We start from the raw sequence: 15,264 nt of genomic DNA, 5'->3' as shown, positions 1-15,264 counted from the left end.
CTGGATCAGGCTGCGAATGGCACCGAGGAACTGGTTGAACCAGCTGGCCAGTTGTGCGGTTTCGTCGCGGCCACGGATCTCCAGGTTGCGGGTCAGGTCGCCCTCGCCCTGGGCGATATCTTCCAGGCCGCTGGTGACGCTGTTGATCGGGCGCACGATCAGCTTGGCGAAGGTGGCACCGACCACGGCGAACAACGCAGCCAATACCAGGGCCACCACGCCGATCAGCCAGGTCAGGCGGGTGGTGGTCTGCATCACTTCGCTTTGTTCGATCAGGCCGATCAAGGTCCAGCCCAGCTGTTCGTCCGGGTAGATGTTGGCCATGTAGCGCACGCCATTCAGCTCCACTTCGGCCAGCCCCTTGCCGTGCTTGGCCAGCTCGGCGTACCCGTCGCCAAAGCTCGCCAGTTGCTTGAAGTTGTGCTTGGCGTCACGAGGGTCGACCAGTACGTTGCCGTTGTTTTCCACCAGTAGCACGTAGCCGCTTTCGCCCAGCTTGATCTGCTGGACGATCTCGGTGAGGCCTTTGAGCGAGACGTCGACGTTGACCACGCCGCCGGGGTTGCCCAACTGGTTGGAGACGGTGCGCACGGTGCTGACCAGCACGGCGTCGTCCGCAGCCCAGTAGTAGGCGCCGGTACGCAGGGTCTTGCCAGGGTTGGCCATGGCCAATTGGTACCAGGGGCGGGTGCGCGGGTCGTAATTGACGAACTTCTGCCCGGCCGGCCAGCCGACGTAACCACCGTCATTCACCCCGTAGGACAGGTACGCATAGCTGGGATGCGTGGTGGCCAGGCGGGTCATGAACTCCAGCAGCTTGCTGGCCTGGTCGCCCAGTTCATAGGATGGGGTTGCGCTCATGTACTTGTTCAGTTCGCTACCCGTGGCGGCGACCATCGGCTGCGCAGCCAGGTACTCGACGTTCTGGTTGATGCCCTGGAAGAAGATGTTCATCGCGTTGCTGACCTGGCGGATTTCCCGGCTGCTGCCATCGAGGAATCCGTCGCGGGCTTCGCCACGCAGGTTGAGGACCACCAGGGTGGCCACAAGGACGATGGGCAAGCCGGCGATGACCGCGAATGCCCAGGTCAGTTTCTGTTTGATGCTCATCGACGCTCCCGGATTTTTTATTTTCGATACACGAGGCAGGTAACAATTGCATCGGCAGCATCCGGGTTTAATGTAGGGAAACGCCCGTATTTATTGGATAAAGTCGCAGTTGGTGACTATTCGGTCGTGTTTGGACGTATATGGCATACCAAAGGGGCGCGGGGTGGCTCAGTGACAGCAGCCGCCCGTAGCACCATTGGCCAGGTCCTTCAGGATCGGGCAGTCCGGGCGCTCGTCTCCCTGGCAGTGCGAGACCAGTTCGCCGAGGGTGTCGCGCAGGCTCACCAGCTCTTCGATGCGCCGGTTCAGTTCAGCGATGTGCTGCGTGGCCAGCGCTTTCACATCGGCGCTGGCGCGCTGGCGGTCCTGCCACAAGGTCAGCAGCTTGCCGACCTCTTCGAGGGAAAAGCCCAGGTCGCGGGAGCGCTTGATGAAGGCCAGGCTGTGCAAGTCTTCCGCCTGGTACAGGCGGTAGCCGCTGTCGCTGCGCGTGGCGGGCTTGAGCAGGCCAATGGACTCGTAGTAACGGATCATCTTGGTGCTGAGCCCGCTGCGGCGGGCGGCCTGGCCGATGTTCATGGAGCCTCCTGGGTGTTGCTGGTGGGTTTCCACGCCTTGAGCCATAGCGCGTTGCTCACCACGCTGACGCTGGACAGGGCCATGGCGGCGCCGGCCAGTACCGGGTTGAGGTAACCCAGCGCGGCCAGCGGGATGCCGATCAGGTTATAGATGAACGCCCAGAACAGGTTCTGGCGGATCTTCGCATAGGTCTTGCGGCTGATCTCCAGGGCGGCCGGTACCAGGCGTGGGTCGCCGCGCATCAGGGTGATGCCGGCGGCCTGCATGGCCACGTCGGTACCGCCCCCCATGGCAATGCCGATATCGGCGGCGGCCAGCGCCGGCGCATCATTGATGCCATCACCGACCATGGCGACCACGCCATCCTGCTTGAGTGCAGCCACGGTCGCGGCCTTGTCGGCCGGCAGCACTTCAGCATGCACGTCGTCGATGCCCAAGGCATCGGCCACCACTTTGGCGCTGCCGCGGTTGTCGCCGGTCAGCAGGTGGCTGCTGATGTGTTGCGCGTGCAGGGTATCGATCGCCTGCGCGGCACCGGGCTTGAGGCTGTCACCAAAGGCGAACAGGCCCAGCACCCGCGGCTGTGCGCCGCGTTCGATCAGCCATGACAGGGTGCGCCCCTCGGCTTCCCAGGCCTGGGCCTTGGCGGCCAGGTCGCCGGGTGGCAGGGCGCTTTCATCGAGCAGGCGGCGGTTGCCCAGGGCCAGTTCGCGGCCTTCCACGCGCCCGGCGATACCACGCCCGGTCAGCGACTGGCTGTCGGCAACGTCAGGCACATCCAGACCCTGTTCGGCACAGGCATCCAGTACCGCCTTGGCCAGCGGGTGTACGCTGCCGCGCTGCAGGGCACCGGCCAGGCGGTGCAGGTCGGCGCTGCTGCCCACCTGCGCCTGGCTGTGGACAACGCGCGGGCTGCCAGAGGTGAGGGTGCCGGTCTTGTCGAACACCACACGGTTGACCGCATGGGCGCGCTCCAGGGCTTCGGCGTCCTTGATCAGGATGCCATGGCGGGCGGCGACCCCGGTGCCGGCCATGATCGCGGCGGGTGTGGCCAGACCGAGGGCGCAGGGGCAGGCGATGACCAGTACCGCGACGGCATTGATCAGCGCGGTTTCCAGTGGCGCGCCGGCCAGCCACCAACCGACCAGGGTAATCAGCGCCAGTACCAGCACTGCCGGGACGAATACCTGGCTGACCCGGTCGACCAGCTTCTGGATCGGTGCCTTGGCCGCCTGGGCGTCTTCCACCAGGCGGATGATGCGTGCCAGCACGGTTTCGGTGCCCAGTGCCTGAGTGCGTACCAGCAGCCGGCCTTCGCCGTTGATGGCGCCACCGGTGACGCTGTCGCCGGGCTGCTTGGGCACCGGCAGGCTCTCGCCGCTGATCAAGGCTTCATCGGCATGGCTGCTGCCGTCTTCGACCACGCCATCGACCGGGAAGCGCTCGCCGGGTTTGACCAGTATCAGGTCGCCGAGGCGCAGTTGGGCAATGGCCACGTCTTCTTCCCGGCCATCGACCAGGCGCACGGCCCGTTCCGGGCGCAGGGCCTCGAGGGCACGGATGGCGCTGGCGGTCTGGCGCTTGGCACGGCTTTCCAGGTACTTGCCCAGCAGCACCAGGGCAATCACCACGGCCGAGGCTTCGAAGTACAGGTGAGGGGCCATGCCGGTGGGGGCCTGCGCCCACTGGTACAGGCTCAGGCCGTAGCCGGCGCTGGTGCCCAGGGCTACCAGCAGGTCCATGTTGCCAGTCCCGGCGCGCACGGCTTTCCAGGCGGCCACGTAGAACCGCGCGCCGAGAATGAACTGCACCGGCGTGGCCAGCAGGAACTGCACCCACGCTGGCAACATCCAGTGCACGCCAAACGGCTGCACCAGCATTGGCACCACCAACGGCAGGGCGAGCAGCAACGCTGCGCCGACCGCCAGGCGTTCGTTACGCAGGCGGTGCTGGGCAGCGTGCTGGTCGTCCCTGGCGGTTTGCGGCAGGCTGGCGCTGTAGCCGGCCTTTTGCACGGCGTCGATCAGCAGGTTGTCGTCGAGGGCCGCGAGCACTTCGAGGTGCGCGCGTTCGCTGGCCAGGTTGACGCTGACCTGTTCAACCCCCGGCAGCTTGCCGAGGGCGCGCTCTACGCGGCCGACGCAACTGGCGCAGGTCATGCCGCCAATCTGCAGTTCGACGGTGCGGGTGGGCACGCCATAGCCGGCTTCGCGTACGGCGTCGACCAGCGCGGGCAAGCTGTTGGCCGGGGCCTGGACCCGGGCCTGTTCGGTGGCGAGGTTGACGCTGACCTGTTCAGCGCCGGTGACCTTGCGCAGGGCGCGCTCGACCCGGCCGGCACAGCTGGCGCAGGTCATGCCGGAGATCGGCAGGTCGTATGTGGTGGATGCGGGCATGGCTCTCCTCCTTGGACAGGCCTCCAGCATCAACCTTGCCATGCAGGTAAGGTCAATAGCCCAGGCCGGCTCGCTTCAACTCCAGCCCATATTGCCCCATGGCGATGCGGTATTTGTTGATCTGGCCCGCCTGCAGGTTCAGTCGTGTGCTGCGTTGGTCCTCGACACCCGCGGCGCAGCCGGGCATTTGCCCGGGCAGCAGGCGCAGGCGCACGTCCACCGGGCCGGGCGGCAGGTTGAACGAGGTGGATTGCTCCTGGAACACGCGCCCGGAGAGCTGGTCGTTGAGGTAGATGCCGATTTCGCAACTGGTGGCCACTTCCAGGCGCTCCCGGGAAATGATCAGCACGCTGTAGTCCGAGTTGCCCTCGGCACTGGCCGGTGGCACTGCAGCCAGCGTGCTCAATAGCCCGACGACGCCCAATGCTGCCCTGAACATGAAGAATCTCCTGCTTGCGTGATCATCAAAGACGCAGCTTGGCCGACGCGCGCGCGGATTTCCACCCCGGCTGTTGTCGGCAGATCTTGACCTTGCCCCGATGGCAAGCTTGAGACTCGTGGAAAACCTGAAGGAGGTAACCCCCATGCAAGTGTTCAATGTACAAGGCATGACCTGCGGCCATTGCGTGAAAGCCGTGACCCGGGCGGTGCAGGAGCAGGATGCCGCGGCCAAGGTGGAGGTCGACCTGGCGGCCAGGCAGGTAAGGGTGCAGAGCGAGTTGGCTCAGGAGCGGATTCTCACGGCCATTCGCGATGAGGGTTATCAGGCCGACGTAGCCTGATCAGGCCATGCGCTGAGCCCTGTAGGAGCGGCCTTGTGTCGCGATGGGCCGCAAAGCGGCCCCAGGATATTGGCATCGATGCATAAATTGCTGGGGCCGCTTTGCGGCCCATCGCGACACAAGGCCGCTCCTACAGGGGCCGCGCCAGGGCCTGTATTGTTGCAAATGTTTTCATGTCGATAGGGCCCACAGCAGGTAGAATCGAGCACTTGCTTAGCCTGCTATGGATTCCAGATGAACCTGCGAATGGTGCTCATCCTGGGCGCACTCAGTGCGTTCGGGCCCTTGGCGATCGACTTCTACCTGCCCGCCTTCCCGGCCATGGCGCAGGCGTTCGCCACCGATGAAAAACACGTCCAGTCCACCTTGGCCGCCTACTTCCTTGGCCTGTCCATCGGGCAACTGGCCTATGGGCCGGTGGCCGACCGCTTTGGCCGACGCAAGCCGCTGATGTTCGGGGTGACCCTGTTCACCCTGGCGTCACTGGCCTGTGCCTATGCCCCCAACCTCGACACCCTGGTGCTGGCGCGTTTCGTCCAGGCGCTGGGCGGTTGCGCCGGGATGGTGTTGTCGCGGGCCATCGTCAGTGACAAGTGCGACCCGGTGGCCTCGGCCAAGGTGTTCTCGCAGCTGATGCTGGTCATGGGCTTGGCGCCGATCCTGGCACCGATGCTGGGCGGGGTGCTGGTGAACGTGGCCGGCTGGCAATCGATCTTCCTCGCCCTGAGCCTGTTCAGTGCCGGCTGCCTGCTGGCGGTCAGCCTGGGCCTGCCGGAAAGCCTGCCCGAGCACATACCGCGGCAACCGCTGTCTGGCGCCTTGCGCCAGTACTTGCGCCTGCTCGCTGACCGGGTGTTCGTCGGCCATGCCCTGACCGGTGGTATCGCCATCGCCGGCATGTTTGCCTACATCGCCGGTTCACCTTTCGTGTTCATCAAGCTCTACGGCGTGCCGGCCGAGCATTACGGCTGGTTGTTCGGCACCAATGCCGCCGGCTTTATCCTGGTGGCGCAGGTGAACGCACGCTTGCTGGCCAAGCGCGGGCCGGCGTTCCTGCTGGCGCGTGCGGTGTGGTTGTACCTGGTTGCGGGCCTGGCGTTGCTGGGCGTGGCGGCACTGCGGCCAACTCAGCTGTGGCCACTTCTGGTACCGCTGTTCGTCTGCATCTCCAGCCTCGGCTGCATCATCCCCAACGCCTCTGCCTGTGCCATGAGCGGGCAGGGCGCGCGTGCTGGCAGTGCCTCGGCGCTGATGGGCTGCCTGCAGTTCAGCGTCGCCGCCGGCGCAGCGGCGCTGGTCGGGCTGCTGCATGATGGCAGTGCGGTGCCGATGGCGCTGGTGATCAGCCTGTGCGGGGCGCTGGTGGTCAGTGTCGCGCTGCTGACCCGACGCTTGCCGGCCAAGGCTCCCGCATAAGCGGGTGAGGTGCCTGCAGGCGGGTTTCCAACGTGGCGACGAAGGCACGCGCCTCGGCCTCGCTGCGGAAACTGACCACGTGTTGATCGAGCTGGACCTGCCAGGGGCAGGCGGGGTTTCGGCTCGACGCACTGACGACAATTTTCATCGCGGCATACCTCCAAAGGGGGGAGAGCGGATGAAGTGTAGCGCTGCACCTTGTGCCTGCCATGACCTGAAACAGTGTCCTGACTGACGGTCGGCAAGAACGTTTTCTACATGTTTTTTCCTGCTCGGGTGCAATGCCCGCAAACACGTGGAACCTTCGCTTTGGCTTGCGCTACTTGTGGAAATTGGTTGTCGGCCGCGTCCGAAGTTGCATCCGGTGTTTTTTCCGCCTGTGGTTCCCTTGCTCCCGCCATGTGGGCCGGGCTGCTTGCCCGCGCGGCCCGGGCAGCTTTCACGCACTGTTTCACTGCTTGCCATGGGTAGGCATACCCAGTGGTTTTTTGCCGTTGGTGCCACTGCGCAACGCTGCCTGAATGGCGTTTTTTGCGGCTTATACTGGCGAACCAGGCCAGTGCCAGCGAGAGGCGCTTCCCTGCCAGGGGTGGCCATCGCATCCACACAGTGAACTTGCAGGGAGTTACAGGGACATGAACGCAGCCAGCAGTATCAGCCAGATTGCCAGCCTGATGGCCGACCCCAAGCGCAGTGCCATGTTGTGGGCATTGATCGATGGCACGCCGCGGCTGGCCAACGAGCTCGCGGTAATGACAGGCCTGACCTCGTCATCGGCCTGCGCTCACCTTTCGTTGTTGTCATCGGCCGGTTTGCTCCGGCACGAAGCGCGGGGGCGCAAGCGCTACTTCCGGCTGGCCACCCCGCAAGTCGGGGCAGCGGTGGAGGCGCTGGCCAGTGTCCAGTTGGAGAGCGCCAGGGGGGAGCGGGCCAAGGCGCCGGTATCACCGCTGCCCATGTCGATACGCAGGGCGCGTCGCTGTGGCGATCACCTGGGCGGGGAACTGGCCGGCGAGCTGTATCACCGTCTGGTGGTGGCCGGCTGGCTGGAGGGTAGTGGTCGACAGCTGATGGTAAGCGAGGAGGGGCGGACGCAGTTGGCTTTGGTCGGGGTCTACATCGATGCCTTGGCGCCGCATCAGCAACGTGGCTGTGTGATCTGCCGCTGCACCGAGTGGAACGACCAGGGGCCGCACCTGGGTGGCGTGCTGGGGCAGGCCTTGTTCCGGCTGTTCCTGCAATCTGGCTGGATGCGCGAGGCCGAGGACTCGCGGGCATTGCATATTTCTGCGTTGGGTATCCAGCAGATCAATCGCATTGCCCGCGTGCCGACATTGCAGGTCGGTTGACCGCGATCGCGGTCAGATCACTCAGGCCAGCCGGGCATCCAGGCTGTTCTGGGCCAGGCGACGGGCCTGGTCTTCGGTCATGCCCAGGTGGGTGTGCAGGGCGTGGAAGTTTTCGGTGACATAGCCACCGAAGTAGGCCGGGTCGTCAGAGTTGACCGTGACCTTCACGCCGCGCTCGAGCATGTCGAGGATGTTGTGCTGGCTCATGTGGTCGAACACGCACAGCTTGGTGTTCGACAGCGGGCACACCGTGAGCGGGATCTGCTCGTCGATGATGCGCTGCATCAGGCGCTCGTCCTCGATGGCGCGCACGCCGTGGTCGATACGCTTGACCTTCAGCAGGTCCAGGGCGTCCCAGATGTACTCGGGCGGGCCTTCCTCGCCGGCATGGGCAACGGCGACCAGGCCTTCACTGCGGGCGCGGTCGAACACGCGCTGGAACTTGCTCGGTGGGTGGCCCATTTCCGAACTGTCCAGGCCAACGGCGATGAACGCATCGCGGAACGGCAGGGCCTGGTCGAGGGTTTTCTGTGCCTCATCTTCGCTGAGGTGGCGCAGGAAGCTGAGGATCAGGCCGCTGCTGATGCCCAGTTGCTGGCGACCGTCCTTGAGCGCCTGGTTGATGCCGTTGAGCACCACTTCGAAGGGGATGCCGCGGTCGGTGTGGGTCTGTGGGTCGAAGAACGGTTCGGTGTGGATCACGTTCTGCGCCTTGCAGCGTTGCAGGTAGGCCCAGGTCAGGTCGTAGAAGTCCTGCTCGGTGCGCAGCACGTCGGCGCCCTGGTAATACAGGTCGAGGAACTCCTGCAGGTTGTTGAAGGCATAGGCACCGCGCAAGGTCTCCACATCGGCCCACGGCAGGGCGATCTTGTTGCGCTCGGCCAGGGCGAACAGCAGCTCGGGCTCCAGCGAGCCTTCCAGGTGCAGGTGCAGTTCGGCCTTGGGCAGGGCGTTCAACCAGTCATACATGGTGGGTCATCTCGATCAGGTACGGTTGCCGCCATTCTACAGAGCCTGGCCGGGCATTGCGCACGGCCAGGCTGCGACCTGGTGAATCACCAGACCAAGGGTTCGCCCTTGTAGTTGATGAAGCGCAGGCCGCCGTTGCCGCTTTGCGCCTTGATCTGTTCAAGCATGCCGCGGGTGCTGGTCAGCACGTCGATCTCGGCGTTTTCACCGCCCATGTCGGTTTTCACCCAGCCCGGGTGCATGGCCAGCACGCACAGGTCGGGGCGTTGTTGCTCGACGACGAAGCTGTTGATCATCGAGTTCAGGGCCGCCTTGCTGGCCTTGTACAGGCAGATTTCGCCGCCATCGGGGATGGTCACGCTGCCCAGGATCGAGCTCATGAAGGCCAGCACGCCGCTGCCTTCGCGTACCTGGCCGACCAGGCGGCGGGCCACGCGGATCGGCGCCACGGCGTTGGTCATGAACAGGTCGCCGATGTCCTTGTTCTGTACCGCCTCCAGGTCCTGCGGCAGGGGGCCCATGACCCCGGCGTTGACGAATATCAAGTCGAACACTTGGCCTTGCAGGCGTTGCTTCAGGCCATCGAGCTGGGCCGTGTCGTTCATTTCCAGCTGTTCGATGCGCACGCCGGATACATCCGCCAGGGCGCCGGGCTGCTGCGGGTTGCGTACGGTGGCGGTGATGTTCCAGCCGTCTTCTTGCAGGCGTTGCACCAGGCCCAGGCCCAGCCCGCGAGAGGCCCCGATGATAAGTGCGTTTTTTGCGTTAGCCATGTGGATGCGCTCCGTGATCGGTTGGCAAAGAAAGGTATTGAGGATAATGCACTGTGGTGCCGGGCGCCTTGTCGTAGGTTGTACGAAAAATCACCAGTTGCCTCAGGCCCTTGTGCGGCGTGGCCTTCGGCTTGTTGGCGCACGGGTTATCCACAAGCTGGTCCACAGTTATTGTGTGCAAGCGCAGATGGCTGTGCAGGGCTACGCAGGCTGTGGGCCTGGGGATAACGTCAGGAGCATCAACGGTTTGCGGCTGTCATCAAATGGTGATCAAAATATGATCAAGGCTCTGCAGCCCTTGAGTAATGCCGCCTGCAAGCGAGTGCCCCAAGCTTATCCACAGGCCGGCCCACAGTTGTTGTGGGCAATGTTCAGCGTGCTTCGAGCAGAATGCGCCCGCGGCTCAAGTCGGCCAACTGCTGCTGCAGTGGCGCCAGGTGGGCGTCACCCAGTGCAATCAACAGGTCCACGCCATTGGCGGTGAACTGCTCGTCCAGGACCAGGCCGTCAACCTCCGCCAAGCGCAGCTTCACCAGCGCCAGTTCGCTGAAACTGCAACTGCAGGTGAATTCGCTGCGCTGCACCAGCAGCCGCTTGGGTGCCTGTTGCAGGCACTTGTTGGCACCGCCGCCATAGGCCCTGGCCAGGCCGCCGGTGCCCAGCTGGATACCGCCATACCAGCGGATCACCAGCACCACCACCTGGTCGCAGTCCTGTGCTTCGATGGCCGCGAGGATTGGCCGCCCCGCGGTACCGCCAGGTTCGCCGTCATCGCTGCTGCGGTACTGGGCGCCAAGCTTCCAGGCCCAGCAGTTGTGGGTGGCGGCCAGGTCGCTGTGGCGTTCGATGAAACTCATCGCGTCGGCGGCACTGCTGATCGGCCCGGCGAGGGTGATGAAGCGGCTTTTGCGGATTTCCTCGCGGTATTCGCAGAGGTCGAGCAGGGTAGATGGCATAAATGACGATCAGGCAGCCGGCTTGATGCCGCAGCCCTTCAGAATGATGTGGATAAGATTGTTGCTCGCGTCTTCCATGTCCTGCTTGGTCAGGCGGCTGCGGCCGGTTACCTGGCAGATCTGGGTGGCAAAGTCGGCGTAGTGCTGGGTGCTGCCCCACAGCAAGAAGATCAGGTGCACCGGGTCGACCGGGTCCATCTTTCCGGCTTCGATCCAGGCCTGGAACACCGCGGCCCGGCCGCGGAACCATTCGCGGTAGTCGGCACTGAAGTATTCGCTCAGGCAGGTGCCGCCGCTGATCACTTCCATGGCGAAAATCCGCGAGGCTTGCGGGTTGCGCCGGGAGAACTCCATCTTGGTGCGGATGTACTGGCTCAGGGCTTCGCCCGGATCGTCGTCGACGCTCAAGGCGTTGAAGGTGCTGTCCCACAACTCGATGATGTTGCTGAGTACTGCAATGTACAGGCCCAGCTTGTTGGTGAAGTAGTAATGCAGATTGGCCTTGGGCAACCCCGCCTTGAGGGCGATGGTGTTCATGCTGGTGCCCTTGAAACCATGGCGGGCAAACTCGTCTTCGGCGGCCTGGATAATGGCCTGTTCGTTCTTCTGGCGGATGCGGCCCGCGGGCTTGCCCGAGGCGGAGAGGCGATGCGCAGGGACTTCTAGGGTCATGGACGATTCCGTACGGGTCAGTGGCTGCGGCTGTCGGACAAGATTACCTGCCTGTGCCGAAGTGACAAGCGTTTGCGGCACAGACTGGCATCAGCGTGTCGCAGCCAGGCTTTCGAGGAAGCTTTCCAGTACCAGGTTCGGCCGCCGGCCCTTGCGCGTTACCCAGCTGAGACTCAGATCATAGAAGCGTTCCCGGGGCTTGAGGGCACGCAAGCGGCCTTGCTGCACCCAGAACGTGGCGTAGTGGTCTGGTAGGTAGCCGATGTAGCGCCCGGTAAGGATGAGAAACGCCATGCCTTCGCGGTCCGAAGCACTGGCCGTGCAATTCAGTGCCTGGTAATGCGCCTGGATTTCGGCCGGCAGGCGGAAGGTGGGGGTGATGGCTTCCTGGCTGTTGAGGCGGTCGTCGTCGATCTGCTGGTCATCTGCATAGAACAGCGGGTGGCCGACTGCGCAGTACAGCAGCGAGCGCTCACTGTACAGCGGCTGGTACTCGAGGCCCGACAGCGGGCTGGTCTGCGGCACCACGCCGACATGCAGGCTGCCATCAAGCACGCCGTGCTCGACCTGGCTGGGTGCGATCATGCGGATCTGGATGCGCACATCGGGGCCGCGGTCCTTGAGCTCGGCCAGGGCATGGGTAATGCGCATGTGCGGCAGCGTCACAAGGTTATCGGTCAGGCCAATGTTCAGCTCGCCACGCAAATGCTGGTGCAGGCCGTTGACCTCGGTGCGAAAGCTTTCCAGAGCGCTGAGCAGTTGCAGCGCCGAGTGGTAGACCTCGCGGCCTTCCTCGGTCAGCGAGAACCCGGCGCGTCCGCGCTGGCACAGGCGCAGGCCAAGGCGTTGCTCAAGGTCGTTCATTTGCTGGCTGATGGCCGAACGGCCAATGCCCAGCACGTTTTCGGCGGCCGAGAAACCGCCACACTCTACGACACTGCGATAGATCTTCAGCAGACGGATGTCAAAATCGCTGACTTGGGCGAGTGGATCGGGGCGTCGGCTCATTAGTTTAGTCAAGGCCTGTCTGAAGATTAGAAATGTTGGCTTTTCCAGACTTTATCGCCGTGCCAATTTAGCTGCAACAACATCCATCGTTGCCTAATCGTCTTCCGAGGAACCGCCGATGAACATGCCCGAAACCGCCCCCGCCGGTATCGCCAGCCAGCTCAAGCTGGATGCGCACTGGATGCCCTACACCGCCAACCGCAACTTCCAGCGCGACCCACGCCTGATCGTGGCGGCCGAAGGCAGCTACCTGTTCGACGACCAGGGGCGCAAGATCTTCGATGCCCTGTCCGGTTTGTGGACCTGCGGCGCCGGGCACACCCGCAAGGAAATCACCGAAGCGGTGGCTCGTCAGATCGGCACACTGGACTACTCCCCGGCCTTCCAGTTCGGCCACCCGCTGTCGTTCCAGCTGGCCGAGAAGATCACCGAACTTACCCCGGGCGACCTGAACCATGTGTTCTATACCAACTCCGGTTCCGAGTGTGCCGACACCGCGCTGAAGATGGTGCGTGCCTACTGGCGTCTGAAAGGCCAGGCGACCAAGACCAAGATTATCGGCCGTGCTCGCGGCTACCACGGCGTGAACATCGCCGGCACCAGCCTCGGTGGCGTCAACGGTAACCGCAAGCTGTTCGGTCAGCTGCTGGATGTCGACCACCTGCCTCACACCGTGCTGCCGGTCAACGCCTTCTCCAAAGGCATGCCGGAAGAGGGTGGTATTGCCCTCGCTGATGAGATGCTCAAGCTGATCGAGCTGCACGACGCCTCCAACATCGCTGCCGTGATCGTCGAGCCGCTGGCAGGTTCGGCTGGTGTTCTGCCGCCGCCGAAGGGTTACCTGAAGCGCCTGCGTGAAATCTGCACCCAGCACAACATCCTGCTGATCTTCGACGAAGTGATTACCGGCTTCGGCCGCATGGGCGCTATGACTGGCTCCGAAGCCTTCGGCGTGACCCCGGACCTTATGTGCATCGCCAAGCAGGTGACCAACGGCGCCATCCCGATGGGCGCGGTTATCGCCAGCAGCGAGATCTACCAGACCTTCATGAACCAGCCGACCCCGGAGTACGCCGTGGAATTCCCGCACGGCTACACCTACTCGGCCCACCCGGTAGCCTGCGCCGCCGGTATCGCCGCGCTGGACCTGCTGCAGAAGGAAAACCTGGTGCAGGCCGCCGCCGAGCTGGCGCCGCACTTCGAGAAGCTGCTGCATGGCGTGAAGGGCACCAAGAACATCGTCGATATCCGCAACTACGGCCTGGCCGGCGCGATCCAGATCGCTGCCCGCGACGGTGATGCCATCGTGCGTCCGTACGAAGCGGCGATGAAACTGTGGAAGGCAGGCTTCTATGTACGCTTCGGTGGCGACACCCTGCAGTTCGGCCCAACCTTCAACACCACGCCGCAGGAACTGGATCGCCTGTTCGACGCAGTAGGCGAAACCCTGAACCTGATCGACTGATCTTTCCGATTCTGATGCCAGGCGCGTGAGCACACCGCGCGCCTGCCTCAACCTTCTTTATCTGGAGTTTTGCATGAGCATTGTTCAGCACCTGATCCACGGCGAACTGGTTACCAAGGGTGAGCGCACCGCCGATGTCTTCAACCCGTCCACCGGCCAGGCCGTGCGCAAGGTCGAGCTGGCCAGCCGCGCGACCGTGCAGGAAGCGATCGACTCGGCCAAGGCTGCCTTCCCGGCCTGGCGCAACACACCACCGGCCAAGCGCGCCCAGGTGATGTTCCGCTTCAAGCAACTGCTGGAGCAGAACGAAGCGCGTATCTCGCAGATGATCAGCGAAGAGCACGGCAAGACCCTAGAGGATGCTGCCGGTGAACTGAAGCGTGGTATCGAGAACGTCGAGTTCGCCTGCGCCGCGCCGGAAGTACTGAAAGGCGAGTACAGCCGCAACGTCGGCCCGAATATCGATGCCTGGTCCGACTTCCAGCCGCTGGGCGTGGTTGCCGGTATTACCCCGTTCAACTTCCCGGCCATGGTGCCACTGTGGATGTACCCACTGGCCATCGCCTGCGGCAACGCCTTCATCCTCAAGCCTTCCGAGCGCGACCCGAGCTCGACCCTGTTCATCGCCCAGCTGCTGCTGGAAGCCGGCCTGCCGAAGGGCATCCTCAACGTGGTGCACGGCGACAAGGAAGCGGTGGATGCGCTGATCGAAGCGCCGGAAGTGAAGGCCCTGAGCTTCGTAGGTTCGACTCCGATCGCCGAGTACATCTACGCCGAAGGCACCAAGCGCGGCAAGCGTGTGCAGGCCCTGGGTGGTGCGAAGAACCACGCGGTGCTGATGCCGGATGCCGACCTGGACAATGCCGTGAGCGCACTGATGGGGGCTGCCTATGGTTCGTGCGGCGAGCGTTGCATGGCCATTTCGGTGGCGGTGTGCGTGGGTGACCAGGTGGCAGACGCCCTGATTGCCAAGCTGGAACCGCAGATCAAGGCCCTGAAGATTGGTGCCGGCACCTCGTGCGGCCTGGACATGGGCCCGCTGGTGACGGCTGCTGCCCGTGACAAGGTGGTGGGCTATATCGATGACGGTGTTGCTGCTGGCGCCAAGCTGGTGGTGGATGGCCGTGGTTTCCGTGTGGCCGGTAATGAGGATGGCTATTTTGTCGGTGGCACCCTGTTCGACAAGGTGACCCCGGAGATGCGCATCTATAAGGAAGAGATCTTCGGCCCGGTGCTGTGCGTCGTGCGTGTGAACAGCCTGGAGCAGGCCATGCAACTGATCAACGATCACGAGTATGGCAACGGCACCTGCATCTTCACCCGTGACGGTGAAGCGGCGCGCCTGTTCTGCGACGAGATCGAAGTGGGCATGGTCGGTGTGAACGTACCGCTGCCGGTGCCGGTGGCCTACCACAGCTTCGGTGGCTGGAAGCGCTCGCTGTTCGGTGACCTGCATGCCTATGGCCCGGACGGTGTGCGCTTCTATACCCGTCGCAAGGCGATCACCCAGCGCTGGCCACAGCGTGCCAGCCATGAGGCTTCGCAGTTTGCCTTCCCTAGTTTGTAAGGGATGAGCAGAAGCGGGGAGGGCGACAGGCCTCCCCGCTTTGTTTTTGGGGTTTGGTTGTTGGGTGCGTCAGGGCGGCTAGGGGCCTGTCTTGAGATGGTATTGGCTTTGAGAGGTGCCTGCCTTGTGTTTTCTGGCGCCTACAAGATCGAGCGCCGCCCGCGCGGCGCTTCGCAGCACAAGGCTGCTCCTACATCTGTTTCGGGCCAGTCTCTCCTGTGC

General features: G+C 63.8%; 14 protein-coding genes and 1 pseudogene. 5 read left to right on the top strand and 10 right to left on the bottom strand.

From position 1 onward, the window contains the following. Window positions 1-24: 24 nt before the first annotated feature. The 4 genes and pseudogenes from ACGLHT_RS13440 to ACGLHT_RS13425 all read right to left on the bottom strand — a co-directional run. A pseudogene (locus tag ACGLHT_RS13440) lies at window positions 25-954 on the bottom strand (sensor histidine kinase); the annotation flags it as partial. 324 nt (window positions 955-1,278) lie between these two features. After that, window positions 1,279-1,689, bottom strand: a complete 411-nt coding sequence (gene cueR, locus ACGLHT_RS13435; protein ID WP_025337583.1) for a Cu(I)-responsive transcriptional regulator — start codon at window positions 1,687-1,689, stop codon at window positions 1,279-1,281. Next, window positions 1,686-4,085, bottom strand: a complete 2,400-nt coding sequence (locus ACGLHT_RS13430) for a heavy metal translocating P-type ATPase (protein ID WP_274120382.1) — start codon at window positions 4,083-4,085, stop codon at window positions 1,686-1,688. Before ACGLHT_RS13430 ends, cueR begins: the two co-directional genes overlap by 4 nt. A gap of 52 nt (window positions 4,086-4,137) precedes the next feature. Next, on the bottom strand, window positions 4,138-4,524 hold the full coding sequence (locus ACGLHT_RS13425) for a hypothetical protein (RefSeq protein ID WP_046616857.1): 387 nt from the start codon (window positions 4,522-4,524) through the stop codon (window positions 4,138-4,140). A 145-nt stretch (window positions 4,525-4,669) separates the two neighbouring features. On the opposite strand from ACGLHT_RS13425, the gene ACGLHT_RS13420 reads away from it, so the two are divergent. Together ACGLHT_RS13420 and ACGLHT_RS13415 are read left to right on the top strand one after the other, a co-directional pair. Next, on the top strand, window positions 4,670-4,867 hold the full coding sequence (locus ACGLHT_RS13420) for a heavy-metal-associated domain-containing protein (protein ID WP_085626073.1): 198 nt from the start codon (window positions 4,670-4,672) through the stop codon (window positions 4,865-4,867). A gap of 234 nt (window positions 4,868-5,101) precedes the next feature. Then, window positions 5,102-6,283 carry a multidrug effflux MFS transporter gene (locus ACGLHT_RS13415; RefSeq protein WP_274078641.1) on the top strand — a complete coding sequence of 394 codons (1,182 nt, stop codon included), beginning with the start codon at window positions 5,102-5,104 and terminating at the stop codon, window positions 6,281-6,283. Here the strand turns inward: ACGLHT_RS13415 and ACGLHT_RS13410 are convergent. Beyond that, window positions 6,234-6,431 carry a hypothetical protein gene (locus ACGLHT_RS13410; protein WP_075044510.1) on the bottom strand — a complete coding sequence of 66 codons (198 nt, stop codon included), beginning with the start codon at window positions 6,429-6,431 and terminating at the stop codon, window positions 6,234-6,236. The two genes, ACGLHT_RS13415 and ACGLHT_RS13410, sit on opposite strands and share 50 nt — an antisense overlap. Before the next feature lie 487 nt (window positions 6,432-6,918). On the opposite strand from ACGLHT_RS13410, the gene ACGLHT_RS13405 reads away from it, so the two are divergent. Continuing rightward, window positions 6,919-7,632 (top strand): helix-turn-helix transcriptional regulator, encoded by a 714-nt coding sequence (locus ACGLHT_RS13405; RefSeq protein ID WP_013970739.1) that lies wholly within the window; start codon window positions 6,919-6,921, stop codon window positions 7,630-7,632. Between the two features lie 21 nt (window positions 7,633-7,653). Here ACGLHT_RS13405 and ACGLHT_RS13400 read toward each other — a convergent pair whose 3' ends face one another. The 5 genes from ACGLHT_RS13400 to ACGLHT_RS13380 all read right to left on the bottom strand — a co-directional run bounded on the left by ACGLHT_RS13400 (window position 7,654) and on the right by ACGLHT_RS13380 (window position 12,010). After that, entirely contained in the window at window positions 7,654-8,601 is a 948-nt protein-coding gene (locus tag ACGLHT_RS13400) for an adenosine deaminase (RefSeq protein ID WP_137162919.1), read from the bottom strand. Between the two features lie 86 nt (window positions 8,602-8,687). Further along, window positions 8,688-9,374, bottom strand: a complete 687-nt coding sequence (locus ACGLHT_RS13395) for an SDR family oxidoreductase (RefSeq protein WP_137162920.1) — start codon at window positions 9,372-9,374, stop codon at window positions 8,688-8,690. A 371-nt stretch (window positions 9,375-9,745) separates the two neighbouring features. Further along, on the bottom strand, window positions 9,746-10,330 hold the full coding sequence (locus tag ACGLHT_RS13390) for a YigZ family protein (RefSeq protein ID WP_016484768.1): 585 nt from the start codon (window positions 10,328-10,330) through the stop codon (window positions 9,746-9,748). 9 nt (window positions 10,331-10,339) lie between these two features. Further along, the gene (locus ACGLHT_RS13385) at window positions 10,340-11,002 is read right to left on the bottom strand and encodes a TetR/AcrR family transcriptional regulator (RefSeq protein ID WP_003257076.1); all 663 of its coding nucleotides are present in this window, start codon (window positions 11,000-11,002) and stop codon (window positions 10,340-10,342) included. 90 nt (window positions 11,003-11,092) lie between these two features. Then, on the bottom strand, window positions 11,093-12,010 hold the full coding sequence (locus ACGLHT_RS13380; protein ID WP_013970743.1) for a LysR family transcriptional regulator: 918 nt from the start codon (window positions 12,008-12,010) through the stop codon (window positions 11,093-11,095). A gap of 118 nt (window positions 12,011-12,128) precedes the next feature. On the opposite strand from ACGLHT_RS13380, the gene ACGLHT_RS13375 reads away from it, so the two are divergent. Both ACGLHT_RS13375 and ACGLHT_RS13370 read left to right on the top strand, forming a co-directional pair. Next, the gene (locus ACGLHT_RS13375) at window positions 12,129-13,475 is read left to right on the top strand and encodes an aspartate aminotransferase family protein (protein WP_054572853.1); all 1,347 of its coding nucleotides are present in this window, start codon (window positions 12,129-12,131) and stop codon (window positions 13,473-13,475) included. Window positions 13,476-13,548: 73 nt separating this feature from the next. Then, entirely contained in the window at window positions 13,549-15,042 is a 1,494-nt protein-coding gene (locus ACGLHT_RS13370; protein ID WP_023662877.1) for a CoA-acylating methylmalonate-semialdehyde dehydrogenase, read from the top strand. The last annotated feature ends 222 nt before the right edge of the window (window positions 15,043-15,264 follow it).

The organism is Pseudomonas sp. PsB (assembly GCF_043658375.1).
Taxonomy (GTDB): Bacteria; Pseudomonadota; Gammaproteobacteria; order Pseudomonadales; family Pseudomonadaceae; genus Aquipseudomonas; species Aquipseudomonas putida_Z.
Note: the sequence above shows the minus strand (reverse complement) of the source record. Positions and strands in the feature narration are given on the sequence as shown.